Here is a 26058-nt window from a genome sequence, read left to right on the forward strand (position 1 = left end):
CGCGCTGTATTTGTAAGCTGGCCCCATGAAACGCGAGCGTTCCGCAGCCATTCTTGCCATGCCCGCCGCCGCCATTGATGCGCGCGCGGCCGGCCTGCGCCACGTGCACGACGACCGCCCGGGCCTGCGCCGTATCCCCACCAAAGGGGGCTTCCGCTACACCGGCGCGGACGGCAAACCCGTGCGCGACGCCGCCACCTTGGCGCGGATCCGCGCGCTGGCCATCCCCCCCGCGTGGCGCGACGTGTGGATCTGCCCCACGCCGAACGGCCATTTGCAGGCCACCGGCCGCGATGCGCGGGGCCGCAAGCAATACCGCTACCATACCCAGTGGCGCAGCGTGCGCGATGGCGTTAAATATGAACGCATGCTGGCATTTGGCCAGGCATTGCCCGCCATCCGCCGCCACGTGGATGCGGCGCTGGCCCTGCCCGGCCTGCCCCGCGAAAAAGTGCTGGCCACCGTCGTGCATTTGCTGCAAGCGACCATGATGCGGATCGGGAATGAAGAATATGCGCGCAACAACCACTCCTTCGGCTTGACCACGCTGCGCAACCGCCACGTGCGTATCGATGGCAGCAAGGTGCGCTTCCGTTTCCGTGGAAAAAGCGGCGTACAGCATGACGTGACGGTCAGCGACCGTCGCGTAGCCCGCAACATACGCCGCCTGCGCGAATTGCCTGGCCAGGAATTGTTTCAATATGCCGATGACGACGGCACGCTGCACAGCATAGGTTCCGGCGACGTCAACGACTACCTGCGCGCCATCAGCGGCGACGATTACACGGCCAAGGATTTCCGCACGTGGCATGGCAGCGTGCTGGCGGCGCAGGCGCTGCTGGAATACGGCCCCGCCGCCAGCGCCGCCGAAGCCAAGAAAAATATCGTGCGGGCCATCGAAGCGGTAGCGCGCAAGCTGGGCAATACGCCGGCAGTGTGCCGGAAATGCTACGTGCATCCGGTAGTCATCGACGCCTATTTGTCCGGCGCCACACTGGCGCTGCCTCCTGCAACGGCGCCCGATGCGCTCGCGCCGGAAGAACATGCCCTGCTGACTTTGCTGCAAAATCCCGCCACTGCCGCTATAGTGGCCAAATGACCCCTCAACGCAAACTCACCATTGCCAACATCGTCATGGCGCTGGCCCTCGCCCCGCTGCTGCTGGCGGAACTCTTTGTCGGCATGACCCTGTCCAGCGACTGGAAAGCCGACAGCCGCCATGAAGCCCTCGCGCTGACGATGTTCCTGGCGATGATCTACACGCTGCCGATCGCCGTGACCGTCGCGCTGCCGGCCAGCATCTGGTCGTGGCTGACCGCGCGCCGCGCGCCGGAACTGGCGACAGGCCGCATCCTGCGCAAGGCGGTCTATATCCTGTTGCTGCTGCCGCTCGTCGCCATGGTTGTCTATCCGGGCAAATGACCGCCCGGCGCTCTATGCGCGGGGCGCCAGCAAATGCAAAATTCCTTCGCCGGCCGCTTCCAGGCCGTCATACGTGGCGCGCCACCCCAGCAGCCGCTGCGCCTTGCCGCTGCAGCAGCCCGTGTTGTACTTCACCATGTATTCGGCAAACTGGATTTGCTGCGGGCTGTCATACCGGCGCCAGTCGCCGGCAGCCGGCTGCCATTGCCGGCCATGCCATTGCGCCACGGCCTGCGCATAATCGCGCAACGTTACCGGCTGCGGCGACGCCACATTGAAGCTGTGCCCCCGGGCCAGGCTGCGCGCATCGAGTGCATGCAGAAAAGCGCGGGCAATGTCCGATGCATGGGCAAAGTGCAAGGTGGCGCCGCCGCCATCGGGCAACGCCACCGGCGCGCCGCGCGCCAGCTGCGCAAAGACAGCGGGCTGCAGGGTCCCGGCCGGATTAATGGGCCACCAGTAGCGGCCCGCGATCTGGCCCGGGTGGATCACCGTGGCGGGCGCCGCGTCCTGCGCCAGCAGCAGCGCTTCGATCTGCGCTTTCCATTCCGCATAGACGCCATACGGTGCGCGCGGCGCTGCCTCATCATGCAGCGCGCCGGAGCGCGGGCCATATACCCAGACGGAGCCGCAATGCAGCAAATGCGTGCCGCTGCCGCCTAGCGCCGCCAGCAGATGGCGCGCACTGTCCGGCGTAAAACACATCAAGTCGATCACGGCATCGGCCTTGAAGCCCGCCACCAGCGCGCCAAACGTCCCGGCCTTGTCCTGCGCGTCGCGGTCGGCATGGCAGTGCTCCACGTGCTCCCACGCGGGATCCGCAAAATACGGGGCACTGGCGCCCCGCGTGATGCATACGGCGCTGTGCCCGGCCCGCACCAGCATGGGTACGAGGTAGCTGCCGATATGGCCGGTCCCGCCAATGATTACCACCCGCATCGCCGCCCTTTCCTGTTGCAGTCCGCACCACGGTATCATAATGGCTATGAGAATCGCCGCCAACATCCTCGGCAGCCTGGCCGTGCTGCTTGCCATCCTCGGCATCTTCCTGCCGCTGCTGCCCACCACGCCGTTCCTGCTGCTGGCTTCCGCCTGCTATGCGCGCGGCTCGCCGCGCCTGCACCACTGGCTGCGCAGCCACCCTGCCTTCGGCAAATACTTGCGCGACTTTGAAGCGGGGCGCGGCATCCCTTTGCGCGGCAAAGTCCTGGCATTGGCCATGATGTGGGCATCGATGCTGTATTCGATCTGGAAAGTTCCGCTGGCGGTGAAATTCGTGCTGGCGGCCATCGCTTGCGGCGTCACCGTATACCTGCTGCGCCTGCCCACCACGCCACGCGACAGCGAGGATGCGCCATGAGAATCGTCATCATGGCCATTGCCGTCCTGGTGTTCCTGGCCGCGCTGTGGGGGCCTGCACTGTACCTGGCGCACCGCTACCTGGAACAAGGCTATGACGCGCTGTATGGCTTGCTGCGCAAGCTGCTGCCCGCGCAACTGGTCATGGCCGTCGTGGCCATCATGGCGGCGGACGCGATGGACCGCTGGGATTTGGCAGCCATCATTGCCGCCGTCACCTTGGCAGCCAGCGCCGGCGGCGCCGCCGCCGTGTCGCTCAGGTGCTTAATGCTGCGCCTGATGCTGCGCCGCTGACGGCGCCCCCCATCAAAAGTCTTTTTCGCCCTGGATGACTTGCGGGTAGCCCGTCATCGCGCGCGACGTTTGCATGCCCGCCATCACGGCCGCTTCCACACAGCCGGCGTTCAAGCCCGTCTTGATCCAGTCGCCCGTCAGGAACAGATTGTCAAAGCCTGATTCATCCGTCGCCAGCCGGTATTTGGTGGAATTGACCACCGACATCACATAGCGCTCGGACGGATCGACATTGGCGCGCCAGTATTGCGCATCGAAGCGCGCCTCGCCCGTGCCTTCGGCAGGATCGACCAGCCAGTTCCACGGGAACGCGCCGGACGGTCCTGCCGAAGGCCACAGCCACGCGATGCTGTTGCGCAGCTGGCCGACGGCGCCCTCTTTCGCCACGGCTTTCATCGTGTCCGGGAAGGCGTGGTCGGACGGCGGCGGATAGCTTGCCACCGGCAGCGCGCTGCAGAAATACGACACATTTTTCGGATCGATGGCGGGCGGCCAAGCTTCACGGCACAGCAACTGGTCCATGGGCGCCCACGTATCGTACGGTTCCGTGAAGCCGGACAGCACGGGTTGCTGGCCTTGCGGCTGATGCGTCCAGCCCATTTGCGCCAAATCCTTGTTCAGCCACACCTGGTACGCCTGCGTGGCCACCGTCTGCACTTTTTCCGACGCGGTGCGCAGTTTGGCGCTCTTGGCCAGCAATTGCGGGCACAGCGCCGGCAGCGAACCGATGGAAATGCCGAACACCACCTGGTCGAAATCCACGCCCTTTTTCAGCGTGACCGATGGCAGCGGCTGGCCGAACGCTTCCCGGTACAGTTCGTCCCAGTTGGTCCAGTACGATTCCAGGTTGACGTTTTGCTGTTGCAGCAGCGCGGCCTGGGCCGGATCGATTTGCCCGTACAGCGGCGCCGACGGCCAGCACGCCAAACCTTTGACATCCACCAGCGGCTGATAATCGCCATGGGCCAGCTCCACTTGCCGCGTCATGCGGATGGAAGCAATGGTATCGCCATCGGGCACCAGTTCATCGACCTTGTGGAAGAATTTGAATTTGACGCCGCGCGCTTTCAGCACTTCATATAGCGGCGTAAAGATGGTGTCGCCCATGCCGGCCTGCATCTTGAACATGATGCCGCCCTTGTAGGCCAGGCCAATGCGCATCATCGAGCGCAAAATCGTCCCGGCTTCCACATTCGGCTTGCCGAAGTCGCCGTTTTCATAGGCGAACACGAGGTCATAGAACCCCCATACGGGCGCGGAATTCACGCAATACTCTTCATCGCCGCCATGTTTGCGCAGCCAGTCGCGGAAGTCGATATCGTTGATGACGTCAAAGCCATGGCGGAATACGCCGTCTTCAAACATGCCCTTCATGACGGTGATGCCAAGGTCCAGGCAAATGAACATGCGGCGCAAGTCATCATTGCCGATGATTTTTTCGCGGTAGCGCGCATGCACCCACTGGCGGATGCCGCCCAGCGTGCCGGCCAGCATGTCGTGCTCTGACTGGCTGTGCGTGGCCGAATCCGGCGACAGGTTCGCCACCAGCGCCGCCAGCGCGCCGGCCGCCACCGCCACGTCTTGCGCCAGGTCTGCAATATCGTCCGTCACTTCGTCGGCCAGGCGGCGCAGCCAGCCACCGATGCCGCTCGCATGTTCCGGCGCATGCTTTTCTTCCAAATCGCTGGCGATATCGCGCAACTGCTTGAGCCATTGCTCGATCCACGCGATCATGGCCACGGCCATTTGCCACAGCGTGATTTCTTCCGTACCGGTGCCCGGCTCGCCCGGCAGCGGCGGGAAGACAATCGACCAGTTGCGCCGTTCGCCATTGACGTCTTCCGACAGCGCCACGTAATCGTGCTGCTTGAACGCGTCCTCCCACGTGGCCAGCGGGGAACCGGGCGGACGGTCCAGCGCCGCATACGCTTCCCTGATCATCTTGAATGCATTGGCGTAAAAGCCGAACCAGATGTGCAAGCCATGTTCTTCGATGCGCTGGCCCAGTTCCGCATTGCGTCCGCTGGCGCCCTTGCCGCCCAGCCGCCAGCCTTGCTGGTAGACGGTAATGTCGACATTATTTTGCCAGCCCGGCTGGCTGGTCAGGTAATACGCCGTGGTCATGGCTCCCACGCCGCCGCCGAGGATGGCGATTTTACTGGGGTTCACTTGCGAGTTGTCGACCAGTTCTTCGCCGGGCTGCGCCGTGAAATCAAAGTTGACGTGGAACGGCAAAATCGCCGCCTGCCTGCCCAGCTGCAAGCCCAGCGTGTCATTCAGCGGGAAGCTGTCAAACGCGTGCAAGGTGGCTTCATAGTCATAGCCCAGCAATGTCACGCTGTGCAGCTTGTCAATGGTGGCCGGCGCCGCCACGATGGCTTGATAAACTGCCTTGATGCCGGCGCTGTCGGGGAATTGCTTGAGGAAGATCTGGTCGATGCGCGGGTTGCGCAGCAGCGACACGATATCTTCCCACCCTTCCTTGTCCATGTTGAAAAAGTCCGGCACCGACAGGAACAGCTCGATGGCTTCCTCGATCAAGTCGCCCAGATCGTCCAATACCTTTTCATTCCCGTTCGGATTGACGGCATTGACTTCCAGCAGCGGATGCAATGCAATGCGCGTTTCCGGCGAAAACTGTTTAAACCCTTTCGCGGCCACCGAACAGCGCAGCGGCGGCTGGCCATCGTGGGGGATGTCGTATTCGCACAGGTATTTCGGGTAGCCAAACAATTCGCGGCCATTGACCAGCGCCATCGCATCGTCGACAAAGATATGGCACGGATACCAATAGATGTGCTCCAGCTTGCCATCCTTGTCCATTGCGCCCGTCATGACCCAGGTGACGATATCGATTTCCGTGATCCAGCCCTTGGCATGGTCCACCGGCACGGCGGAATCCGCGTGGTTGACGCGCGTGAACGTGATCATCACGTACGGCGATAGCGCCTTGAAGCGCATGCGCTGCCCCGCCACGGTATTGAGCGTGCTATCGAGCGTGTGCTGCAATTTGGCCACGTCGCCTTTGACGAAGTAGCCATACATGTCGGAATTCTTCAATTGCAGCGGTGAATGCATCATGACTGAACCACCGGGATACAGGTAGGAAGGACGTGTCGCCATGGAATCTCCGTGTAGGTGAAATGCGTGGAGCTAGTGTAGTTCAGATTCCGGCAATGTTGCTTAGAAGAATAGAAATTGTTGTCAGTTTGGAGTGGCTTTCATGCTTGTAATACAATGCGTTCCAAATTGTTTGTTAAGAGGACGTCAATGCGCGGCGATGCGCGGGCCTGGGTCCGCATGCCATCGGGAAAGCGGCTGGATTTGCTGGACCCGACCCCGTTCGACTGGGACGATGCCGACCTGGCGCTGGGCCTGGCGCGCACTTACCGCTGGGGCGGCCATTCGGCGTGGCCGCTGCCGTTATCCGTCGCGCAGCATTCGCTGACGGTCTTGCAGTTGCGGCGCGACTGGGCCGTGCAGGCAGGCGAGGTGCTGGCGGCGGAAGTGGAATTGCGCGAACTGTTGCACGACGCGGAAGAAGGCTTGCTGGGCTTCGACTGTATCTCCGTCTTGAAACCTTTTCTTGGCGAACAATTCAAGGAATTGAGCCGGCGCCTGGAAGACGCGGTATTTCTGCGCTATGGCTTGCCGCACTGGACCCGCGACGGCCACCGCATCCATAAACGCGCGGACCGCCTGGCAGCCGCCAGCGAAGCTGTCCATGTGGTGGGCTGGTCGCGCGACGAAGTGCGGCAAACGCTGAAAATACGGTCGCAGCCGCTGGATGCGGATCCGCTACACGCGGTGTATGGCGGACAACCGTGGGAACCGTGGCCGCCGTCGCTGGCATGTGTGCGCTTCCTGGAAAGGTTAAATGAATTGAAGCAGCAGCTATAAAACCCGGGATGGCTTGATCAGGTGACGTAATTGTGTGGATTTAAAGCGCTTTTCAGGCTTATCCACATCGTTTGTGGATAAGCATGTGGAAAAGCACCCCTTGACAGGCCGGAAACCCAGTAATGAAGCGGGTTTCAACAATTTGCTGATTTCGCAGGCAAAAATTTTCATCAAGAAAATCAAATACTTGCAAATCGCTTAATGCAGCACAAAAAATTATTTTTTGCCGATTGAAAAAATTGTTCGGCATTTGCTTTCAGAACAGGCAGGCCGGTGCAATGTGCCCGGAATCCTTTGACAAATATTCAGCCGAGGAATAGTGTTGCTGAAGCGGATGCACGAATGGGAGGCCCGTGTCTGGAAGCAGTACGCGCCGACGACAAAATTGCCACAGGAATGTGCATGGACGTGAAAGAAGATAGTAGCCCGGACTGGATGATAGAAGAAGATGCGCCTGCCGGCGCGGACCCGAACGGCGCTGCCATCCCAGCCCCATGGAGAGTCTTGATTGTCGACGACGACGTCGATGTCCATGTGGTGACCAAATTCTCCCTCAGCAATGCCTGCTTCCAGGGCCGCCGCCTCAGCTTCCTGCACGCCTATAGCGGCGATGAAGCATTGTCTGTGTTGCGCGCCAACCCTGACGTGGCATTGGTATTGCTCGACGTGATTATGGAAACCAGCGACGCCGGCTTGAAAGTCGCACGCCAAATCCGTGATGAATTACACAACAAGCTGGTGCGCATCGTGTTGCGCACGGGCCAGCCGGGCCAGGCGCTGGAACACAGCATCATCCTTGATTACGACATCAACGATTTCTGGTGCAAGAGCGACCTGACGACGCGCAAGCTGTTTACCACGGTGATTTCCTCGCTGCGCAGCTATGCGGGACTGGCGGAACTGGAACAGCGCATCAGCGGTTTGCAAGCGCAGCTGGGCCGCCAGGTGGGCTTCACGCTGGACGCCGACAACAGGATTATCGACGCCAGCGCCAAAGCTGCGGCCCTGCTGGGCGCCACGCGTGAAGAATTGGCCGGCGCCCACGTTTCCGCCGCATCGCCGGCCTCGGCGGAAGATGCCGCCCAGGCAAAACACTGGATACGCATACAGTAGCCATCTGCCGCGATTTTGCCGTGATTTTTACTGCAACGTGCCGTCAACTTCCTTCGACGGCACGCTAAGTGGCGGATTGATAAGCGCTTTTTGTGATATCCACAAACAATGTGGATATCTTTGTGGAAAAGCCCCTCTTGACAGCCCGCGCGCCCTGCAACCATGCGGGTTTCAACAAATTGCCCGTTCAAAGAGCAGAATTTCTCTCTTTTAAAATCAAGTACTTGCGGAAGCCGTGAAATCAACGCGAAAATTTTTTGCAGGTTTACGCGAAGGCAATTTTTGTGCATAAGTATGGCTGACTTGCGGTTCTCTTCCGTGCGGCTATCAGTGTGGAATACGGCGCCGCAAGTCCGGATGCAGCAGCACCCGTTCAATCACGTCCGGCCGCACATTGTTCGACTTTAAATACTCAATGGCGCACAAGGTGGAAAAGCACCCCTGAACAGCGATCCCTTTATTGACAATTTCACTGCAGCGGGCATCCACGCGCTGTTGCTGGGATTGAGGCATGGCCAGCCGGTCGATAATGGTGTGTGTTTCCATTGCATTTCCTTCGCGGTGAACGGTCTCTGCGGCCGTGAAGGGAGTATCGAACAATAAATTGCGAAGTCAAGGATAATACTGGGATGATTCCCGAAGACAACCCTGGCGGCGACCGTCGGCGGCCGCAATCCCTGGCCGACTTGTTTCTCTCTTTTACCATCCTGGCGTTGCAAGGTTTCGGCGGCGTGCTGGCTGTCGTGCAGCGCGAGCTGGTCGAACGCAAGCGCTGGCTGACGCAGGAAGAATTCACGGAAGAACTGGCCGTCGCGCAAATCATGCCAGGGCCCAATGTCGTGAACCTGTCGCTGGTAATCGGCGCCCGCTACTTCGGCATGCCGGGTGCGGCAGCCGCACTGGCCGGCATGCTGGCCATTCCGCTGCTGCTGATCATCGTCCTGGCGTTGCTGCACTCACAGTTTGCCGATCATCCGGGCGTGGCCGGCGCACTGCGCGGCATGGCGGCGGTTTCCGCCGGCATGATTGCCGCCACCGGCGTAAAACTGGCCGCGTCGCTGAAAAAGCATCCGCTGCCGCTGGTGTTTGGATTGGGGATTGCCGTGCTGGCAGTCGTGCTGCTGGTGGGGCTGCGGGCGCCGCTGCTGTACGTGCTGGCCGGACTGGGCGGGTTGTGCTGCCTGCTGACTTACCGGAGGCTCAACAAATGACGGCCACGATCGTCTTGACGTGGAGCGACTGGTTCAACTTGTTTGCCCACTATTTGCTGCTGTCGCTGATGTCGGTGGGCGGCGCCATCTCCACCACGGCGGAAATGCACCGTTTGCTGGTGGAACAGCACCACTGGCTGACGCCCCAGCAATTCAACGACGCCATCGCCCTGGCGCAAGCCGCGCCGGGTCCCAACATCCTGTTCGTCGCCCTGATGGGATGGAAAGTCGGCTTGAATGCCGGCAGTTATACAGCGGCCGCGCTGGGTGTGGCGGTCACCATGACGGGCATCATGCTGCCCAGCACGACGCTGACGTATATGGCGTCGCAATGGCTGCACCGCAACCGCGAAAAGCGCGGCGTGCGGGCGTTTAAACAAGGCATGTCGCCCGTGGTGGTGGGCATGCTGGTGTCCACCGGCATCATCCTGGCCACGGCCAGCGCGCAGACCATCGAACAGTGGCCGCTGTGGGCCGTGTCGTTCGTGGCCGGCGTGCTGATCTGGCGCACCAGCATCCACTTGCTGTGGCTGCTGGGCGCCGGCGCCGTGCTGGGCTGGTTCCAGCTGGTCTGACGCTTACTCCTTGACGGATTCAATCGCGAACGTCAGGGTCACTTCATCGCTGACGTGTGGCGCGTATTTGCCTGCGCCGAAATCCGAGCGCAGGATTTTCGCCACGGCGTTGGCGCCGCACGCGTCTTTCTTCAGCATCGGATGCGGCATGCACTGGAACGACGTCACCGTCAACGTCACCGGCTTGGTGATGCCTTTGATGGTCAGGTTGCCGTCCACCGACGCGACTTTATCGCCATTGAAGTTCACCTTGGTCGACTTGTACGTGATGGCCGGGTACTTGGCCGTGTTGAAGAAGTCTTCGCCCTGCAAGTGATTGTTGAACGTGGCATAGCCCGTGTTGACGGACTTGGCGTCAATGGTCACGTCGACGGAACCGGTCTTGGCAGCCTTGTCGATGACGATCTTGCCGGTGGTGTTGTCAAAGCGGCTGACCTGGTTCGAATAGCCGAAATGGCTGTATTCGAAACGGGGCGCCGTGTGCGTGGTGTCAATCACATAGGTTTCCGGCGCAGCGGTGGCAGCCAGCGAAAAACCAGCGGCGATCAGCAAGGCAACAATCTTCTTCATATTCACTCCAGTTAATGATTAAACACATGGCGCCGGGCCTTCAGGCCGGGCATCTACGTGGGAGTGATTATGACTATCGACTATTCGATTGTAAAACAGAAAATTTCCCGCATTACAATCGAAAAAATCGATGGTCAACGGCATTCGTTGCGCATCAGCGCTTGCGACACGTTTGAGTTTGGCGGCACGCTTTGCGTCAGCCACACGTTGCCGCCAATGGTGGAACCGGCGCCGATGGTGATGCGGCCCAATACCGTCGCTCCCGCGTAAATCACCACATCATCCTCGACAATTGGATGGCGCGGCGTTCCCTTGATCAGCGCGCCGCTGGCGTCAAGCGGGAAGCGTTTGGCGCCCAGGGTCACGTGCTGGTACAGGCGCACGCCCTGCCCCAGAATCGCCGTCTCGCCAATGACGACGCCGGTGCCATGGTCAATAAAGAAGCTGGCGCCGATGGTGGCGGCCGGGTGGATATCGACGCCCGTCTTGGTGTGGGCAATGTCGGAAATCAGGCGCGCAATAAATGGCGAGCCCAGCTTGTGCAGCAAGTGCGCAATACGGTAGTGCAGGATCGCGATGGTGCCCGGATAGCACAGCATGATTTCCGCAATCGACGTGGCAGCCGGATCGCCGGCAAACGCCGCATGCACGTCCGACACCAGCAGCGCCCGCACCTGGGGCAAACCGGCTGCGAACTCGCGCGTGATCGCATGCGCTTTTTGCGTCAGCGCTTCTTCATCGAGCCCGTCAAACTGCTTATCGAACTGCAGGCCCCGGCGCACTTGTTCCGACAGGCGGTTCAGGGTCGTGTTCAGCGTATCGCCGACAAAGTAATCGATGCTTTCATCGGTCAAGTTCGGACGGCCATAATGGGTGGGGAACAGCACGGCGGAAATGCCGTCCACGATCGCCACCAGCGCTTCGCGCGATGGCAATTCGCGCACCTTGCCCTGGTGGCGGATGTTATGCGTCGCTTCGCGCGACGTACGCAACTGTTCAATCACAGGGCCCAGGTTCCAGTGCGATGCGCGCACGCCGGTGCCGTCAAAAGTATCGATGGTCATGGCAAGAATGAAAACAAAACAATTGTTTAGCTTAATGAGCGGGTGAAGCCACGCGAAAGAATAAATTCACCCATCGATATGCGAAAAGCGCATATCGCTATCCTTCGTCATGGTGGCGTAAAATACCGGTCCGCACAAAGATACACTGCTAATGAATATTCTGCTGACCGTGCTGCTGGCCGGGCTGACCATGGTGGGCCCGCTGGCCATCGACACTTACCTGCCCTCGTTCCCTGCCATCGCGCAAACGTTCGACGCCAGCCCGATGGCGATCCAGCAAACGCTGTCGCTGTTCCTGTTTTGCTTCGCCTTCATGATGCTGTTTTACGGCACCCTGTCGGACTCCTTTGGCCGCCGCCCCGTGATCCTGTGGTCGCTGGCGCTGTACGTGCTGGCGTCCGTCGGCGCGGCGCTGGCGCCCACCTTTGGCGTCTTGCTGGCGTGCCGCGTCGTACAGGGCCTGTCATCCGGCGCCGGCTCCGTCGTGGGCCGGGCCATCGTGCAAGACCGTTTCAGTGGCGCGGCGGCGCAAAAGATTCTCGCCAACGTCATGATGGTGTTCGGCCTGGCGCCCGCCATTGCGCCCATACTCGGCGGCTGGCTGCAAGTGTCGTTTGGCTGGCGTGCGATTTTCTGGTTCCTCACGGCGTTCGGCCTGGTGATGATCGCCGCCGTGTACCGCGCACTGCCGGAAAGCTTGCCGGTGCAGCAGCGCCACCCGTTCCACTTTGGCGCCATCGCCCGCAATTACTGGAAAGTCGTGTGCCACCGCCAGTTCCTGCTGTTGTCGGTCGCGGTGGGCATGGCCTTTGGCGGCTTCGCGCTGTATATCGGTTCGGCCGCGTACTTCATCATGAATATCCTGCACTTGCCGGAAACCGCATTCGCATGGCTGTTCATCCCCCTGATCAGCGGCATGGTCATCGGGTCCGCGCTGGCGTCGAAATTCGCGCACCGTTATGCGCAAAGCACGCAAATCTGGATCAGCTATGCGCTGATGGCCGCGGCCGCCATTGCCAATGTGGCCTACAACTATGTGTTTGCCGCCGAAGTGCCGTGGGCCGTACTGCCGCTGTTCCTGTATTCGTTCGCGCTGGCGATTTCCATGCCGCCGATGACCTTGATTGCACTGAACCATTTCCCCAACAACAGCGGCCTGGCTTCATCGATGCAATCGTTTATCCAGATGATTTTATTTGCGCTGGTGTCCGGCTTGCTGGCGCCGCTGCTGTTTGACAGCGCCTATCACTTGGCATGCGGCGTGCTGGCTTGCCTGACTGTCAGCCTGATAGCGTGGGGGATTGCGCAACAGAATAAAGAGTTTTCAGCAAACACATAAATGCCGTGCTAGGATTTCTGGATGGGAATCTCTTGTGTTGCTTACGCCGTCAGCGACGGCAATATCCGCCGCGTACTGGCCGACCCGCCCCTCGTGTGGCGCCTGGTCGAGCCGGAAGACGATGCGCTGTACCTTGCGGAAATCGGCTTTGACAGCTGCGCGCATGCGCCGTCCGTGCCAAGCCTCGTGTACACCGGCCACGAACGCTACCTGCTGGACCTGGACCGCCTGTGGGATGGCCTGGGCGCCTGCCTGAAAACCTGCGCGCCGCGCATGCCATGCTTCTTTGACGATGCACAGCCGCTGGGCCACATCGATGTCGGCTATGGTCCCGCGCTGTACCACCGTTCCGCCGCCATGGCGCGCATTGCCGAAGCGTGCGCCGGCATCAGCGAAGACCAGCTGGTGGCCGCCATGAAGACGGCGGATTTTGACGGTGTTTACCTGGGCGACATGTGGGAAACCGGCAGCGCTGAACTGGCCACGTGCCTGAAGGATTGCTTTGCCGACTTCCAAGCCTTTGCAGCATTCGCCGCGCGGCACCAGCTGGGCGCCGTCATCCACATGACTTAGCGCCCTTAGCGCCCCTAGCGCCACCAGCGGTACAGCCAATACCCGTCATCATCCTGGCTGCGCCGCAGCAATTCGCCGGGCGCCACGCCGGACAGGCGCCGCACTTCGCGGCAAAAATGCGGCTGGTCGGAATAACCGGCATCCATCGCCAGCTGCGACCAGTCCAGCGAACCATTGTTCACAGCCGCCCGCGCCTGCAATAGGGCGGATTCCAGCCGGCTGTTGCGGCGCAACGTCTGCATGGACTGCCCTGTCAACTGTTTGACTTTGCGTTCGAACTGCCGCTCGCCGATGGCGCGCTGCACGCTGTCCAGCCGGGCCGACAACGAGCGCAGCCACGACGCGCCCTGTACTGCCGGCGTGGCCGGCTGCCACTGCTTGCGCAAAAAACCGCCGGCAAGCTGCAGCCGTTCGCCGTCGCTGCCCGCCGCCAGCACCGCGCCGGCAAACGCCATCCATTCCGCATCGAGCACTTCGCGGGCCGCCTTCAACTGGCCGGTCATCGCTGTCAAGTCGATCCCCGTCATTTGGCGGAATGCATCCGGGTACAAGATCACCATGAATGCATGCACGGGCGCCGGGTTCCACGTGACCAGCGGAAGGCTGAGCGGGCCGCTGACGACGACACGGTCCAGCAGCGGGCTGGCGCCGGAATCGCCCAAATGGGCCTGGCCGTGCAGGAACCACGTGATGGTGCAAAACTGCGTCGCTGGAAAATGGTTCAGCGCGGGCTGCTGCGGCGCATGCGTCTTGTCGCGTGCAATAAAGGCCCGCACACAGCCATGCAAGGCGGCGGGCGCAAGGATCACGTGGGTATCAGCCATGGGACATGTCGGATTTATTCAATACCGGGAAGTCGGCCCGCAGTACGCTTGCCATAACCCTGACAGCTTAGCATTTTTACCAACACACCATGCAAACTACCGCCACCCTTTATAAACTGCACCGCTATTCCGGCATCGTGCTGGGCCTGTTCCTGGTACTGCACCTGGCGAACCAGCTGCTGCTGTTGCAGGGTCCCGCCGTGCACTTGCAAGTGATGGACAGCCTGCGCTTGGTCTACCGCTGGCCGCCCGTGGAAGCGCTGTTGCTGGCCTGTGTACTGGTACAAATCGTCACGGGCGTGATGCGCCTGAAGCGCACGCGTGGCGCGCCAAATGGCCTGGCCACGCCTGCCCGCATTGCCGGCATGTATTTACTGTATTTCCTTGTGGCGCACACCGCCGCCACGCTGGGCGGGCGCGGCTTGTACCATCTCGATACGAATTTATACTTTGCCGCAGCCGGGCTGCACGTGTGGCCGTTCACGCTGTATTTTGTGCCGCACTATGTGCTGGCCTTGACCGCCATCTTTGTCCACCTGGGCAGTGCGCTGGCGCCACGCATGGGGGTGCGCAAACTCCCGGCCAGGAAAATCGCGGCCGTGGTGGCCGGCGCAGCCGGGGCACTGCTCGGTGCCGTGATCGTGGCTGCCATGGCCGCCGACAATGTGCAAATTCCTGCCCAATACCTGGCTGTGTTTTACGCGCTACTGCCAGCGCCCTGACCGCACGCTCACGGCCACGGCATCGGCGTCACTTGCTCGTATTGCTTGCCGCCGTGTTCCGGTTCCGCGCCGGCCTGCACGGCCTGGCGCCAGCGTGCGCGGCCTTGTCCCAGGTTGAGGATTTCCTTGCGTCCTTCGACGAAGTCCGATGTGCTCAGCGGATTTTCCGGGTCCGGCCAGTTGGCAATGGCCCAGTTCTGCAATTCTTCGTAGCGGCGCCACACTTCGCCGATGAATTGGCGGCGTATTTGTTCGTCCAGCATGTTGTCCTCCTTGCAATGCGTCGGTTGACAGCAGTGTACGATGGCGCGGGAAAGCTCAGCGCACAGGACGGATGCGGTACACGCAGCGGCGCGAGCCCGACAGTAAATGTTCCGCGCGCTCCACCGTGCAATCATCGCCCAGCACGCGCTGGAATACGTTCAATTCCGAGCGGCAAAAACCCTGGCACGCCGCCGCAGCCGCGCAAATCGGGCAATGGTTTTCAACCAGCAGCACGCTGCCATCATCCTGCACTTCCACTTCCGCCATATAGCCTTCCGCTTCGCGGGCGCCAGCCAGTGCCGCCGCTTTGGATACCAGGCCGGACGGCGCCTGCTCCACCTGCTTGCGGTACTGCGCTTCGCTGTCGCGCTCGCGCGCCGTAATCAGCCGGTCCAATCCTTCTTCGCCAAACAAGGCGCGCACTTGCGTAATCATTTGCAAGGTCAAGTCCGCGTGGCGGTCCGGGAAACGCGCGTGCCCCGCCGCCGTCAAATGCCAGCGGCGCGACGGGCGGCCCACTTTGTCGGCCACGTCGGCAAAATCCGTGTACCCCTTTTCCTGCGCGGCTTCCAGCTGGCGGCGCGCGCCCATCGACGTCAGCCCCAGCAATTGCGCCAGCGTTTGTGCGCTTTGCGGGCCGCGTGTCTTCAGCAAATACAGCATGTGGTCAAACGTATTCATCCAGTGTCACTCCGCCAATCCGGGTTCGGCGCCGGATGCGGGCGGCAGCGCCTGCCGTCCCCACGCCAGCCAGTTCCACCCGGACCACGCCGACAATACCGCGCCCAGCACAAGGACCAGCCGCGTATCGATCAGGGTCAGCACGGAGCCGGCCAGGGCCATCAAGATATTTGCCAGGCAAAAAGTCGTCGCCAGCAAGCCCATGACGGCGCCTTGTCCATGGCTGCCAAAACGATCGGCCGCCCAGTGCTGCACGACAGCGTTATAAAACGCATTGGGAATCCCGAACAATACGATGCCCGCCAGCCCGATCCACAAATGGCCGGGGCCCAGCAGCGCCACCGCGCCGGCTATGCCCAGCGCATGGAAACCCGCCCGCTGCATGGCCGGCCCATCGGCCACGCGGCCCGCCATGCCGGAAGCCAGCGCCATCATGCCGCACAAGCCCATGTTGGCGATGGCGATTTGCTGCGCATCGTAATGGGCGATATCCACCAGCCACAGCGGGAAATACTCATAAAAGGCCGTCACGCCGCACGTCAGCGCCAGGTGCAGGATAAACAGCTTGCGCAAATCCGCATGCTTGACCAGGTTCAGCGCATGGCGTTCGCGCGCCACCTGCCACCACGAGCCCGCGCCGCCCTGCGGCGCCGGATCGCGCGGCAACGTGCACGCCACCACCAGCGCCACGCCCAGCAGCGCGGCAGCGGCAATCCAGAACGGCACGGTGACGCCGAAGCCCGCCGTCACGCCGGCCAGCAATGGCCCCGCCAGCCAGCCCAGATACGCGGAACCATTGAGCCAGCTGAGGGCCCGCAAACGGACCGGACCGTCAATCCGCTCGGCCAGCATGGCGCGCGCCACCGAGCCATTCCCCTCCAGCAGCCCGGTAATAAAACGCGCCACAATAAACAGGGGATACGATTCGGCCAGCAGCGCCAGCGCCGACACCGCGTGGCCGATAGCAGCGCCCAGGCCCGTCGCCAGCAGGACGGAGCGGCGGCCAAAACGGTCCGACAGCGGCCCCAGCACGGCAGAACCCAAGAGCAAGCCGACCGGATTGATCATGACCGCCACGCTGAACAGCAGCTTGGGCGGCAAACCCAGGAATTGGTTGAGGCCGTTCTCCACGCCGGACGCGAACAGCGGCGGCAAAATCGGATACGGCAGCGACGCCCCGATGGAAGACAACAACGCCAGCGCACAGGCGGCGGCGATCAGCAGGGCATTTTTCATGGCGCGTGCTATTTATTTAACAGGATCACTGGACTATACGCGCCACCCTACAATATGTAAATATTTTTGTTTACTTATTTTCCACTACGGTCGGCTGCTCGCCCTCTCCCGCCATCAGCCACACCAGCAATTTCGCGGGCTGCGTCGCGCTGGCATTGCGCGACACGGCGTGCAGGACGCGCGGTGTTTCCACCCATGAATCGCCAGCCTTGTACGTCACCAGCGCGCCATTGCCGAGCTGCGACTGCACTTCGCCTTCCAGCACATAGGCAAACACGGAACCCGGATGCCGGTGCGCCGGCGACGCTTCGCCCGGCGCGTAGCTGACCGTCAGCATGACGCCATAGCGCCCCGGTGCATCGGGCAATGGCTGGCGCTGCAACACGGTGCGGCTACCCTGCCCCTGCGGCGCATGGCCGTCGTGCGCGTGCGCTCCGAAACCGGCCAGCGCCAGTACGGCCATCATCAACAAGTTTCGCATGGCGTCTCCTTACAGCGTCGGCAGCTTGCGGAACCCCACGCCAAAGCGGTTCCAGTTGTTGATCGAATTGACCGCCATGGTCACGGCCACCATTTCCGCCGGCGTAAAGTGTTCCGCCAGCGCCGCGTAATCCGCATCCGGCGCATGGGTTTGCGCCAGCAATGTCAGCGCTTCGGTCCACGCCAGCGCGGCCCGTTCGCGGGGCGTATAAAACGGCGTCTCGCGCCACACGGACACGCCCGTGATGCGGCGTTCGCTTTCACCCTGCTTGCGCATGTCGCCGGCATGCAAATCCACGCAATATGCGCAGCCATTGATTTGCGACGCGCGCAATTTGATCAGTTCCACCAGCGCGGGTTCCAGGCCCAGTTTGCCGATCGCCACTTCCATGGCCATCATGGCTTTCATGGCGTCCGGCGCGGCGGCGTAGAAATCAATGCGGGGAGTATGGGCTTGCATGGTATGGCTCCTTGCCTTCGTTGAAGATGCAGCCATTGTAGGAAGCGCCCGCCCGGCCCAAGGTGGCCAATTCTGGCAAAATCACGGGGGCCAAGATGGGCCGCAGGTTGGGAGACTATGGAACTGCATATCGTAATCGAAGGCCGCAAAGACCTGGCCGGCCAGCTCTACCGCCAGCTGGGCGACGCCATCCGCAGCGGGCGCCTGGCGCATGGCCAGCAATTGCCGCCATCGCGGCTGCTGGCGGAACAGCTGGGCGTATCGCGCAAGACTGTGTCAGACGCGTACAGCCGCCTCACGCTGGACAATCTCGTGGTGGGCAAGGCAGGCGCCGGCAGCTTTGTGCAGGCGCCTGCCAGGCGCAGCGCGCAACCAGCGCATGCCGCGCCGCTGGCTGCCGCCGCCACCGTGGCGCGCTGGGATACCTTGCCCGCCCCGCTGCGCCATCCGCAGCAGGAAGGCGGTTCCCGCTTTGAATTTGTTGGCGGCAGGCCGGCCGCCAGCCTGTTTCCGCAAGAAGACTGGCGCCGCTGCATCCTGCACGGCATGCGCCAGGAGACGCAGAGGCGGGGCCGCTATACGGACGCGGAAGGCGTACCGGCGCTGCGCGACGCCATTGCCCGCCACGTGGCCTTTACCCGGGGTGTCGCCTGCACGGCGGCGCAAGTGGTGGTCACCAACGGCGCCCAGCAGGCGCTGGATTTATTAGGCCGCATTTTGCTGGAACCGGGCAGCGTGGCGGCCGTGGAAGACCCGGGCTATCCCGCCGCGCGCATGCTGTTTGCCGGACAAGGCGCGCACGTGGCGGGCGTGCCTGTCGACCGCGACGGCATCGTGCCAGAACTGATCCCCGCCAGCGCGCGGCTGATTTATGTAACTCCGGCGCACCAGTTCCCGCTGGGGGTGCCGATGAGCGTGGCGCGCAAGCGCGCACTACTGGCGCGGGCGCGCGCCATCGGCGCCATCGTCATTGAAGACGATTACGACAGCGCATTCCGCTATGAAGGCCGTCCCACGGATTCCCTCAAAGGCATGGATAAACATGGCCTGGTCGCGTATGTCGGCACGTTTTCCAAAGTGCTGACGCCGGAATTGCGCCTGGGTTTCATGGTGGCGCCGGACGCGCTGCTCAATGCCGTCCACAACGCCAAGCATTATTGCGACTGGCATACCGCGACACTCGCGCAGCACGCGCTGGCCCGCTTCATCAGCGATGGCGCGCTGTTGAAGCACATCCGCCGCTGCCATGCCGTCTATGCGCAGCGGCGCGAGCGCCTGCAGGCCGGATTTGCGGCGTGGCTGGCGCCATGGTTTGAACTGTTGCCGGCCACGGCGGGGTTCCACCTGGCGGCACAGTGCAAGGACAGCATGGACATGGACCAGCTGCTGCGGCTGGCCCGGCGCGCCGACGTCGGCTTGTATACGCTCGGCAAATTCTATTGCGACCACCCGCCCCGCGAAGGCTTGCTGCTGGGTTATGGCGCCATCGATACGCTCGATATCGATGCAGCCTTGCTGCGCGTGCGCGACATCCTCGGCGAAATGCGATAGCCACAATAGCCGGCATGGCGGCGGCGCATGGCAGTGCGCCCGGCAAGCCATGCTACCCTACGGGCATTGAAAAAAACGGAGCCACAACCATCGATGAATAGCTACCTGGAAGCGTCGTCCCGCGAACGGGTGCGCCTGCTGTGCGACGCGGGCACCTTTGAAGAATTCGCCGGTCCCGCGGCAAGCATGGCCAGCCCGCATCTGGCGCTGCTGGGCGTGACCGCGCTGCCCGGCGACGGCGTGACGGCCGGCCGCGCGCAGCTGAACGGCATGCCGGTGTTCGTGGCGGCGCAGGACGGCAGCTTCATGGGCGGCGCCATCGGCGAAGTGCATGGCGCCGTGCTGACGGGATGGCTGCGCCGCGCACTGGTGGAAAAACCGCAAGCCGTGCTGCTGTTGGCGGAATCGGGCGGCGTGCGCCTGCACGAAGCCAATGCCGGCTTGATTGCCGTGGCCGAAGTGCTGCGCGCCGTGCTCGACGTACGGGCCGCCGGCATCCCCGTGATCGCGCTGGTGGGCGGCGCCAATGGCGCGTTTGGCGGCATGGGCATCATTGCGCGCTGCGCCAATGCCGTCATCATGTCGGCCCAGGCGCGGCTCGCCATGTCGGGGCCGGAAGTCATTGCATCGGCCTGCGGCGAGGAAGAATTTGATGCGGGCGACCGCGGCCTCGTATGGCGCACCACGGGCGGCAAGCATCGCCGCCTGCTGGGCGATTGCCAGATGCTGGTCGATGACGACGTGGCGGCGTTCCGCGATGCGGCGCTGGCCGCCATCGGTGCAATGCATGGCAGCGCCGCGCTGTCCACATCCTTGCTGGAAGGCAAACACGCGTTGCTGGCCGGCCGCATCGCAGCCTTTGGCGGCCTGACGGATGCGCGCGACATCTGGACCGCGCTGGGCGTGCCCGACGCGCACGCCGTGCCGGCGCTCGATACGGCGGCGTTCAACGCCATCGCGGGCGCGCTGGCGCCGCCAGCAGGCGGCGCACCGCAACTGCCCCTGGGCGATGGCGCGGACAACTGGCGCTCCGTGGCGGCCAGCCTGTTCCCCCAGGGTCACAGCATTGAACAGCATGGCGCCTTCCTCACCGGCAGCGCGCAATTGAATGGCAAGCCGGTGGCGGTCGCCGGCACGTGCGGCCACACGGCCATCGGCGTTGAAATCGCGCTGGCGCAAGCCCGCGCCGTGCTCGATATCGTGCGCCATCATCCGGGCCGTCCCATCGTGCTGCTGGTCGATACGCAAGGCCAGCGCCTGCGCCGCCGCGATGAAATGCTGGGCATACACAGTTACATGGCGCACCTGGCCCAATGCATCGACCTGGCGCGGCGCCGTGGCCATAAAGTCATTGCGCTGGTCTATGGCCAGGCGCTGTCAGGCGGCTTTGTCGCCACCGGCCTGATGGCCAATGCATGCTATGCGCTGCAGGAAGCGGCGATCCGCGTGATGGCGCTGCCGGCCATGTCCCGCATTACCAAAGTGCCGCTGGCCCGGCTGGAACAATTGGCGGCCGACCATCCGGTATTTGCACCGGGCCCGGAAAACTTCCGCCGCATGGGCGGACTGACGGCCATCTGGGAACGGCCCGCGATGCACGCGCAGCTGACGATGGCGCTGCATGATTGCCCGCAGCAGGATTTCCGCGCCGCGCAAGGCGCCCAGCGCGGCGGACGCAAACTGGCTGCCGCCATCATTGACGCCATCGTGGAAAACCGCCACGCATAAACCGCCATGGCCCCTCGCAGCCGCAACGGTCCGCCGATGCGGGATGACGGGGCGTGGCGCACCGCGTGCCGGCGTTAGTGGACCGGCTGGCGCTGCGCTTCAATCAGCTGGCGCAGCGCTTCCGCCGGCATGGGTTTGCCCAGCAAATAACCCTGCGCATACGTGCAGCCGGCGCGGCGCAGCCATTCCAGCTGTTCGCGGCTTTCCACGCCTTCCGCCACCACGGCCAGCTGGAAGTCGCGCGCCAGTGAAATCACGGCGCTGACGATGGTCGTGCCGTCATTGGGCAGCGAACAGGTAAAGCTGCGGTTGATCTTCAGCTGGTTGATCGGGAACCGCTGCAGGTAAGCCAGCGATGAATAGCCGGTGCCGAAATCGTCAATCGACAGGCGGATGCCGTTATTGCGCGCATCGCGCATGAATTGCACGGCAGATTCCACATCTTCCATCAGCATGCTTTCCGTCAGTTCCAGTTCCAGCTGGGTCGCCGGCAAGCCGGTGGCGGCGAGCGTGCGCATCACCACGTCCAGGAAGCCTTTTTCACGCAGCTGCCGGGCCGACACGTTGACGGCAATGCTGGGCGGCGGCGTCCCCGCCTGTTCCGCCATGTGCACCCAGCGCGCCCCTTCCGCGCACGCCTGCAGCAACACCCATTCGCCCAGCGCCACGATCAGGCCGCTGTCTTCGGCCACGGGAATGAATTCAGCCGGCGAAATAAAGCCTTGTTCCGGATGGCGCCAGCGCATCAGCGCTTCCGCGCCCACCAGCTGTTCGGTGCCGCAATCGAATTGCGGCTGGTAGTGGACTTCCAGCCCGCCCGCTTCCAGCGCGCGCCGCAGTTCGCGCTCCAGGCGGATGCGGCGCTGCGTGCGCAAGGTCATTTCCGGCACATATTCGGCCAGCCGGTTGCGGCCGGTTTTTTTCGCGTGGTACAGGGCCGTATCGCCGGCCGTCACCAGTTCTTCGCGGGTGGCGGCATCGTCCGGATACAGGCACAGGCCGACGCTGGCGGTGGCAAAGATATCGCTGCCTTCGATATTGAACGGCTTGCGCAGCGCTTCCGTCGCCCGCACGGCCAGCGCATGCGCCAAATCGCGCCGCACCGGCGACACCACCAGCGCAAATTCATCGCCGCCGATACGCGCCACCACGTCGCCGGGGCGCAGCAGCGCACTCAGCTCCGCCGCCACCTTGCGCAGCAATTCATCGCCGGCATGGTGGCCGGCCGTATCGTTGACCACTTTGAAGTTGTCCAGGTCGACCAGCAGCAGCGCCGCGCTGCCGCCGGACGTGGGCTGCTCCGCGAGCTTTTGTTCGAGGATGCGGTAATAGGCGCGGCGGTTCGGCAAACCAGTGACCAGGTCCGTATGCGCGAGGTTGTCGAGTTCACGCTCGGCCTGCGCCACCCGGTCCCGCGTCTTGCGGACCAGTTGCCGCGCCACGAACAGCGCGCCGACCGCTGCCGCCAGCATCAGGCCGACATAGCGCACCATCGTGTCGCGGATGCCATGCGTACTGTTGACCAGCACGACTTTGCCCAGCCGCGCATCCTTGTAGCCGATGTCCGACGTCACGCGCACTTCGTTAAAGCCTGCGTCGCCGGCCGGCGCCAGGTGTTGCGGCGCCGCATGGCCTTCCACGCTGTATTCGGAAAACAGCGCGCCATTGGCGTCATACACAGCCACCTGCAATAAATTCGGCGCGGAACGGAAGGCGCGCAGCATGTCGGCCGCGGCGTCGCGGTCGCGGAACATCAGCGAGGCGGAAATATTGTCGGCCACGATGGCGGCCTGCACGTGGCTTTCCGTGACCAGCGCCTGGCGCTGCGCCAGCAATTGGTAGACCAGCAAAATGCAGCACGCCACCACCACGGCGGCAGATGCGGCCAGCATCTGCCCCGCGCCCAGGATCGACGTCAACTGCAGGGCTTCCTTATTCTTCACAGTACATTCCTCGCCAGCCGCAACAGGCGCGAGCTGAACTTCAATCCCATGCGCGCCGCCTCCCGCGTGTCGATGTCGAACCGGACATGCTCCTCCTCATCCACCAGCGTCACGGCGCCCGCATATTTGCCGGCAGCGCTGCCGTCCACGACAAACAGCGTGGCAACCGGATCCGGCGCACGTCCCGGCGCCGCTTCGACCGGCAGTACCGTGATGTCGCATACCTTTGGTCCAACAGCCACGTCGTACAGCGTCCACGGCCGCCCATTGACATGCTTGCCTTCCAGTTTGCGCAAGTTTTCCCATAATGCATGGGACGGCCTTGCGCACACGGCAAACGGCTTGTCCGGGCCTGCGGCCACCGGCCACGTGGTGAACAGCGCGATATTATAAATATACGCCGCCTTCAGCGCCCCGCCCTGAACCGGCGCCTGGGCGTGGCTTGCAGGCAACGTTATGCCGCTGAACGCGCTTGCCAGCGCCAGCCAGCCCGCCACGCGCCACACGCCTGCTGCGCACGGGCGCGGCGGGTGCATGGCGTGGCGGATGGCAGCCATCATTTAAATCCTCCCACCAGCTTCACCGCCAGCGTGCGGCTCTGGCGCGCCAGCGCTTCCTGGCGGAATGCGGGGCCGGCCGGGTCCGCATAGCGGGCGTCGAGCACGTTATACACGCTCAATGACAAATCCGCGTTCGGCATCAGGCGGATCGCCCCCAGCGTCGCGTTGGCCACGCAATAGCCGCCCACCATGGCGTTTTCCGTGCGGCGCGCCGACATGCACTGCACTTCGCCCGCCAGCCGCGCGCGGAAGCCCAGCACGGGCATGGCGGCATTGAGCTTGAACAGCCGCCGTGGCGCGTCAATCGGCATGCCGCCGGCGTTTTCCGCCACGTGCTGCCAGGCGCCGCTGGCGCGCAGGCGCACGTCATTGCCCAGCTGGCGCTCGAACGACAGTTCCGCGCCGTTGGCGGTGGCGCGGGCCACGTTCAGGAATTGCAGCATGCCGTCGGCCAGCGTTTGCTGCCCGATCAAATCGCGCGTGTTATAGCGGTACAGCGACAGGCGGGCAAACCCAGGGGCGGCGTAGCGGTGCTCCAGGATCAGTTCGCGGGTGGAAATGTGTTCGGCTTGCAAGGCTGGATTGGCCAGCTGCCCGCCTTCGCCGGGGAAGGTGTAATACAGTTCGTAGGCGTTCGGCGCCCGGTAGGCGGTGCCGTAAATCAGCTTGGCCGTGTCCAGCGCGCTGGCATGCCAGATCAGCGCGACGCGCGGGTTGACGTTGGAGCCGGTGGTATCGTCCCAGTCATAGCGCAAGCCGGCATTGAGGATCCAGCCGGGCGCCAGCCGCACTTCATCTTCGGCAAACAGGCCGGCCCGCGCATCGGCGCGGTGGTCGTCCAGCTGCGACACATATGGCAGCCGGTAATTGAACTGGTCGCGCCGGCGGTTGCGCTGCGCGTCGGCGCCTACGACGATTTTCTGCGACGGCAAGCCGGTCCACGTCAGCTGGGCGCCGGCGCCATACCAGGCGCCATGGTCGCCATCGCCGTTGAGCTGCGGCAGGCCCGCATCATCCGGATAGCTGCCGATACTGAAATAATCCGCGCGGCTCCAGTACGCCTGCGCCGACATCGCCAGGCCCGCCGCCAGTTCCGCGCTGTAGCCGGCCCGCACGGAGCCCTGTGTATCGCGCGTGTAGTTGGGCAAATTGAAGATGGCGCCAAATGAACCGGTCGGCACGCCTTTTGTACGGGAAACATAGGCGGCCGACAGGGTCCAGCCGCCATAGGTCCCCTTCGCATAGAGACTGTGGCTGCGGTCATAATCCAGGCCGCGCGCGATACCGCGGTTCTGGTCCGGCGTATCAAATTCAGGGAAATACAAGTCTTCGCCGCGCCGCGTGTAGGCGCTGGCCGACAACAGCAGGTCGGCGCCGTTTTGTCCATGCCAGCCATGGGTGGCGCGGGCGCGCTTTTCGCCAAAGCTGGCCACCGCCACCGATGCCTGCGTGGATCCCACGCTGCTGCCGCTGCGCGTAATCACGTTAATCACGCCAAACAGCGCATTGGCGCCGTAGACTGCGGAACCCGGCCCCGGCACATATTCAATACGCTGCACCAGGTCCATATCGAGCATGCCGTCAGTGCCGATCATCGCCTGGTCATACACGGAATCATTGGTGCGCATGCCATCGATCAGCAGCAGGAAACGGCTGTCGTAATCGCCGGGACGCAGGAAACCCCGGGCGCCCAGGTAGGCATAATTGCGGTCGCTGGTCACATACAGTCCTGGCAGCGACGCCAGCGCATCGCCCAGCGTGCGCCAGCCATGGTCGCGGATATCCTGCGCAGTCACCACGACCACGGCAGCCGGCGCATCGGCAATCGCCTGGGCAAAGCGCGATGCCGACGTGACAACCTGCAATTCCAGTAATTGTTCCAGTGGCAGCACGGCCAGTTCATCACTGCCGCTGTCCGGGCTGATTTTTTGCGGAGGAATGGGATTGGCTGCAGCGCAGGACGCGACCGCGCCTGCGGCAAAGGCGAGCATCAGCTGACTGGCTCGCAATATATGCAACCTCGTGACCATAACCATTCTTTCAGGGTTTGCGGAAAGCTGGCGGCCCTGCGATGAGCCCGAATGGACGCATTGGAAGCGCCCATCAAGTGGCGTCGCACCGGCGGCCGGGCTGCAGGCCAGACCGCCGCAAGCGAAGTGCATGTTACACGGGAATGCGTGAAGATGGGG

Annotated in this window: 27 protein-coding genes; 13 read left to right on the forward strand and 14 right to left on the reverse strand. The window is 63.0% G+C overall.

Features of this window, described 5'->3' with window-relative positions:
* Positions 1-25 precede the first annotated feature (25 nt).
* Positions 26-1099, forward strand: a complete 1074-nt coding sequence (locus GM668_RS04765; protein WP_155437813.1) for a DNA topoisomerase IB — start codon at positions 26-28, stop codon at positions 1097-1099.
* On the forward strand, positions 1096-1422 hold the full coding sequence (locus GM668_RS04770; RefSeq protein WP_155437814.1) for a hypothetical protein: 327 nt from the start codon (positions 1096-1098) through the stop codon (positions 1420-1422). Before GM668_RS04765 ends, GM668_RS04770 begins: the two co-directional genes overlap by 4 nt.
* A gap of 12 nt (positions 1423-1434) precedes the next feature.
* Here GM668_RS04770 and GM668_RS04775 read toward each other — a convergent pair whose 3' ends face one another.
* Positions 1435-2361, reverse strand: a complete 927-nt coding sequence (locus GM668_RS04775) for an NAD-dependent epimerase/dehydratase family protein (protein WP_170305495.1) — start codon at positions 2359-2361, stop codon at positions 1435-1437.
* Between the two features lie 40 nt (positions 2362-2401).
* Here GM668_RS04775 and GM668_RS04780 point away from each other — a divergent pair, with 40 nt between their 5' ends.
* Both GM668_RS04780 and GM668_RS04785 read left to right on the forward strand, forming a co-directional pair.
* The gene (locus tag GM668_RS04780; protein WP_308506810.1) at positions 2402-2782 is read left to right on the forward strand and encodes a YbaN family protein; all 381 of its coding nucleotides are present in this window, start codon (positions 2402-2404) and stop codon (positions 2780-2782) included.
* Positions 2779-3075 (forward strand): hypothetical protein, encoded by a 297-nt coding sequence (locus GM668_RS04785; protein ID WP_155437816.1) that lies wholly within the window; start codon positions 2779-2781, stop codon positions 3073-3075. The genes GM668_RS04780 and GM668_RS04785 overlap by 4 nt, the downstream gene beginning before the upstream one ends.
* A 12-nt stretch (positions 3076-3087) precedes the next feature.
* Here the strand turns inward: GM668_RS04785 and GM668_RS04790 are convergent, their stop codons facing one another.
* Entirely contained in the window at positions 3088-6198 is a 3111-nt protein-coding gene (locus GM668_RS04790; RefSeq protein ID WP_155437817.1) for an NAD(P)-binding protein, read from the reverse strand.
* A gap of 147 nt (positions 6199-6345) precedes the next feature.
* Here GM668_RS04790 and GM668_RS04795 point away from each other — a divergent pair, with 147 nt between their 5' ends.
* Both GM668_RS04795 and GM668_RS04800 read left to right on the forward strand, forming a co-directional pair.
* Entirely contained in the window at positions 6346-6975 is a 630-nt protein-coding gene (locus GM668_RS04795; RefSeq protein WP_229498938.1) for a phosphohydrolase, read from the forward strand.
* 402 nt (positions 6976-7377) lie between these two features.
* Positions 7378-8088, forward strand: a complete 711-nt coding sequence (locus GM668_RS04800) for a response regulator (protein WP_155437818.1) — start codon at positions 7378-7380, stop codon at positions 8086-8088.
* A gap of 327 nt (positions 8089-8415) precedes the next feature.
* Here the strand turns inward: GM668_RS04800 and GM668_RS04805 are convergent, their stop codons facing one another.
* Positions 8416-8634, reverse strand: a complete 219-nt coding sequence (locus tag GM668_RS04805; RefSeq protein ID WP_229498940.1) for a hypothetical protein — start codon at positions 8632-8634, stop codon at positions 8416-8418.
* Between the two features lie 83 nt (positions 8635-8717).
* Between GM668_RS04805 and GM668_RS04810 the strand changes: the two genes are divergently transcribed.
* Positions 8718-9299 carry a chromate transporter gene (locus tag GM668_RS04810; RefSeq protein ID WP_155437819.1) on the forward strand — a complete coding sequence of 194 codons (582 nt, stop codon included), beginning with the start codon at positions 8718-8720 and terminating at the stop codon, positions 9297-9299.
* Positions 9296-9874 (forward strand): chromate transporter, encoded by a 579-nt coding sequence (locus GM668_RS04815; protein ID WP_155437820.1) that lies wholly within the window; start codon positions 9296-9298, stop codon positions 9872-9874. Before GM668_RS04810 ends, GM668_RS04815 begins: the two co-directional genes overlap by 4 nt.
* A 3-nt stretch (positions 9875-9877) precedes the next feature.
* Here the strand turns inward: GM668_RS04815 and GM668_RS04820 are convergent, their stop codons facing one another.
* Positions 9878-10444: a YceI family protein gene (locus GM668_RS04820; protein ID WP_155437821.1), complete on the reverse strand. Its 567-nt coding sequence runs from the start codon at positions 10442-10444 to the stop codon at positions 9878-9880.
* Positions 10445-10578: 134 nt separating this feature from the next.
* The gene (gene epsC / locus GM668_RS04825; RefSeq protein ID WP_155437822.1) at positions 10579-11508 is read right to left on the reverse strand and encodes a serine O-acetyltransferase EpsC; all 930 of its coding nucleotides are present in this window, start codon (positions 11506-11508) and stop codon (positions 10579-10581) included.
* 151 nt (positions 11509-11659) lie between these two features.
* On the opposite strand from epsC, the gene GM668_RS04830 reads away from it, so the two are divergent.
* Positions 11660-12847 carry a multidrug effflux MFS transporter gene (locus GM668_RS04830; RefSeq protein ID WP_155437823.1) on the forward strand — a complete coding sequence of 396 codons (1188 nt, stop codon included), beginning with the start codon at positions 11660-11662 and terminating at the stop codon, positions 12845-12847.
* A 21-nt stretch (positions 12848-12868) separates the two neighbouring features.
* A complete protein-coding gene (locus GM668_RS04835) occupies positions 12869-13420 on the forward strand; it encodes a DUF1877 family protein (RefSeq protein ID WP_155437824.1) in 552 nt (183 codons plus the stop codon).
* 14 nt (positions 13421-13434) lie between these two features.
* Here the strand turns inward: GM668_RS04835 and GM668_RS04840 are convergent, their stop codons facing one another.
* Complete coding sequence (locus GM668_RS04840) at positions 13435-14244, reverse strand: helix-turn-helix domain-containing protein (RefSeq protein ID WP_155437825.1); 810 nt, start codon at positions 14242-14244, stop codon at positions 13435-13437.
* A gap of 89 nt (positions 14245-14333) precedes the next feature.
* On the opposite strand from GM668_RS04840, the gene GM668_RS04845 reads away from it, so the two are divergent.
* A complete protein-coding gene (locus tag GM668_RS04845; protein WP_155437826.1) occupies positions 14334-14966 on the forward strand; it encodes a hypothetical protein in 633 nt (210 codons plus the stop codon).
* Between the two features lie 8 nt (positions 14967-14974).
* Here the strand turns inward: GM668_RS04845 and GM668_RS04850 are convergent, their stop codons facing one another.
* The 5 genes from GM668_RS04850 to GM668_RS04870 form a co-directional block, all read right to left on the reverse strand.
* A complete protein-coding gene (locus GM668_RS04850; protein ID WP_155437827.1) occupies positions 14975-15229 on the reverse strand; it encodes a hypothetical protein in 255 nt (84 codons plus the stop codon).
* A 55-nt stretch (positions 15230-15284) separates the two neighbouring features.
* Positions 15285-15911, reverse strand: a complete 627-nt coding sequence (locus GM668_RS04855; RefSeq protein ID WP_155437828.1) for a helix-turn-helix transcriptional regulator — start codon at positions 15909-15911, stop codon at positions 15285-15287.
* Positions 15912-15917: 6 nt separating this feature from the next.
* A complete protein-coding gene (locus GM668_RS04860) occupies positions 15918-17147 on the reverse strand; it encodes an MFS transporter (protein ID WP_155437829.1) in 1230 nt (409 codons plus the stop codon).
* A 70-nt stretch (positions 17148-17217) separates the two neighbouring features.
* Positions 17218-17628, reverse strand: a complete 411-nt coding sequence (locus GM668_RS04865) for a cupin domain-containing protein (RefSeq protein WP_155437830.1) — start codon at positions 17626-17628, stop codon at positions 17218-17220.
* Positions 17629-17637: 9 nt separating this feature from the next.
* Entirely contained in the window at positions 17638-18087 is a 450-nt protein-coding gene (locus GM668_RS04870; RefSeq protein WP_155437831.1) for a carboxymuconolactone decarboxylase family protein, read from the reverse strand.
* Between the two features lie 117 nt (positions 18088-18204).
* Here GM668_RS04870 and pdxR point away from each other — a divergent pair, with 117 nt between their 5' ends.
* Complete coding sequence (pdxR, locus tag GM668_RS04875) at positions 18205-19638, forward strand: MocR-like pyridoxine biosynthesis transcription factor PdxR (RefSeq protein WP_155437832.1); 1434 nt, start codon at positions 18205-18207, stop codon at positions 19636-19638.
* Between the two features lie 93 nt (positions 19639-19731).
* Entirely contained in the window at positions 19732-21366 is a 1635-nt protein-coding gene (locus GM668_RS31565) for a biotin-independent malonate decarboxylase subunit beta (RefSeq protein WP_308506811.1), read from the forward strand.
* Between the two features lie 74 nt (positions 21367-21440).
* On the opposite strand, the gene GM668_RS04890 is transcribed toward GM668_RS31565, so the two are convergent.
* The 3 genes from GM668_RS04890 to GM668_RS04900 are packed head-to-tail and all read right to left on the reverse strand — an operon-like array spanning position 21441 to position 25860.
* Positions 21441-23309 carry a putative bifunctional diguanylate cyclase/phosphodiesterase gene (locus GM668_RS04890; RefSeq protein ID WP_155437833.1) on the reverse strand — a complete coding sequence of 623 codons (1869 nt, stop codon included), beginning with the start codon at positions 23307-23309 and terminating at the stop codon, positions 21441-21443.
* On the reverse strand, positions 23306-23869 hold the full coding sequence (locus tag GM668_RS04895) for a YfiR family protein (RefSeq protein ID WP_155437834.1): 564 nt from the start codon (positions 23867-23869) through the stop codon (positions 23306-23308). The genes GM668_RS04890 and GM668_RS04895 overlap by 4 nt, the downstream gene beginning before the upstream one ends.
* A complete protein-coding gene (locus GM668_RS04900) occupies positions 23866-25860 on the reverse strand; it encodes a TonB-dependent receptor plug domain-containing protein (protein ID WP_229498942.1) in 1995 nt (664 codons plus the stop codon). Before GM668_RS04900 ends, GM668_RS04895 begins: the two co-directional genes overlap by 4 nt.
* Positions 25861-26058: the final 198 nt, after the last annotated feature.

The organism is Pseudoduganella ginsengisoli (assembly GCF_009720865.1).
Classification (GTDB): Bacteria; Pseudomonadota; Gammaproteobacteria; order Burkholderiales; family Burkholderiaceae_D; genus Rugamonas; species Rugamonas ginsengisoli.

Coding starts and splice junctions, on each gene's coding strand:
- GM668_RS04770 (WP_155437814.1), top strand. CDS start 1,096: ATGACCCCTCAACGCAAACTCACCATTGCCAACATCGTCATGGCGCTG.
- GM668_RS04835 (WP_155437824.1), top strand. CDS start 12,869: ATGGGAATCTCTTGTGTTGCTTACGCCGTCAGCGACGGCAATATCCGC.
- GM668_RS04840 (WP_155437825.1), bottom strand. CDS start 14,244: ATGGCTGATACCCACGTGATCCTTGCGCCCGCCGCCTTGCATGGCTGT.
- epsC (WP_155437822.1), bottom strand. CDS start 11,508: ATGACCATCGATACTTTTGACGGCACCGGCGTGCGCGCATCGCACTGG.
- GM668_RS04795 (WP_229498938.1), top strand. CDS start 6,346: ATGCGCGGCGATGCGCGGGCCTGGGTCCGCATGCCATCGGGAAAGCGG.
- GM668_RS04855 (WP_155437828.1), bottom strand. CDS start 15,911: ATGAATACGTTTGACCACATGCTGTATTTGCTGAAGACACGCGGCCCG.
- GM668_RS04805 (WP_229498940.1), bottom strand. CDS start 8,634: ATGGAAACACACACCATTATCGACCGGCTGGCCATGCCTCAATCCCAG.
- GM668_RS04790 (WP_155437817.1), bottom strand. CDS start 6,198: ATGGCGACACGTCCTTCCTACCTGTATCCCGGTGGTTCAGTCATGATG.
- GM668_RS04815 (WP_155437820.1), top strand. CDS start 9,296: ATGACGGCCACGATCGTCTTGACGTGGAGCGACTGGTTCAACTTGTTT.
- GM668_RS04800 (WP_155437818.1), top strand. CDS start 7,378: ATGGACGTGAAAGAAGATAGTAGCCCGGACTGGATGATAGAAGAAGAT.
- GM668_RS04780 (WP_308506810.1), top strand. CDS start 2,402: ATGGCTATGAGAATCGCCGCCAACATCCTCGGCAGCCTGGCCGTGCTG.
- GM668_RS04850 (WP_155437827.1), bottom strand. CDS start 15,229: ATGCTGGACGAACAAATACGCCGCCAATTCATCGGCGAAGTGTGGCGC.
- GM668_RS04775 (WP_170305495.1), bottom strand. CDS start 2,361: ATGCGGGTGGTAATCATTGGCGGGACCGGCCATATCGGCAGCTACCTC.
- GM668_RS04900 (WP_229498942.1), bottom strand. CDS start 25,860: ATGCTCGCCTTTGCCGCAGGCGCGGTCGCGTCCTGCGCTGCAGCCAAT.
- GM668_RS04785 (WP_155437816.1), top strand. CDS start 2,779: ATGAGAATCGTCATCATGGCCATTGCCGTCCTGGTGTTCCTGGCCGCG.
- GM668_RS04845 (WP_155437826.1), top strand. CDS start 14,334: ATGCAAACTACCGCCACCCTTTATAAACTGCACCGCTATTCCGGCATC.
- GM668_RS04865 (WP_155437830.1), bottom strand. CDS start 17,628: ATGCGAAACTTGTTGATGATGGCCGTACTGGCGCTGGCCGGTTTCGGA.
- GM668_RS04870 (WP_155437831.1), bottom strand. CDS start 18,087: ATGCAAGCCCATACTCCCCGCATTGATTTCTACGCCGCCGCGCCGGAC.
- GM668_RS04895 (WP_155437834.1), bottom strand. CDS start 23,869: ATGATGGCTGCCATCCGCCACGCCATGCACCCGCCGCGCCCGTGCGCA.
- GM668_RS04765 (WP_155437813.1), top strand. CDS start 26: ATGAAACGCGAGCGTTCCGCAGCCATTCTTGCCATGCCCGCCGCCGCC.
- GM668_RS04830 (WP_155437823.1), top strand. CDS start 11,660: ATGAATATTCTGCTGACCGTGCTGCTGGCCGGGCTGACCATGGTGGGC.
- pdxR (WP_155437832.1), top strand. CDS start 18,205: ATGGAACTGCATATCGTAATCGAAGGCCGCAAAGACCTGGCCGGCCAG.
- GM668_RS31565 (WP_308506811.1), top strand. CDS start 19,732: ATGAATAGCTACCTGGAAGCGTCGTCCCGCGAACGGGTGCGCCTGCTG.
- GM668_RS04810 (WP_155437819.1), top strand. CDS start 8,718: ATGATTCCCGAAGACAACCCTGGCGGCGACCGTCGGCGGCCGCAATCC.
- GM668_RS04860 (WP_155437829.1), bottom strand. CDS start 17,147: ATGAAAAATGCCCTGCTGATCGCCGCCGCCTGTGCGCTGGCGTTGTTG.
- GM668_RS04820 (WP_155437821.1), bottom strand. CDS start 10,444: ATGAAGAAGATTGTTGCCTTGCTGATCGCCGCTGGTTTTTCGCTGGCT.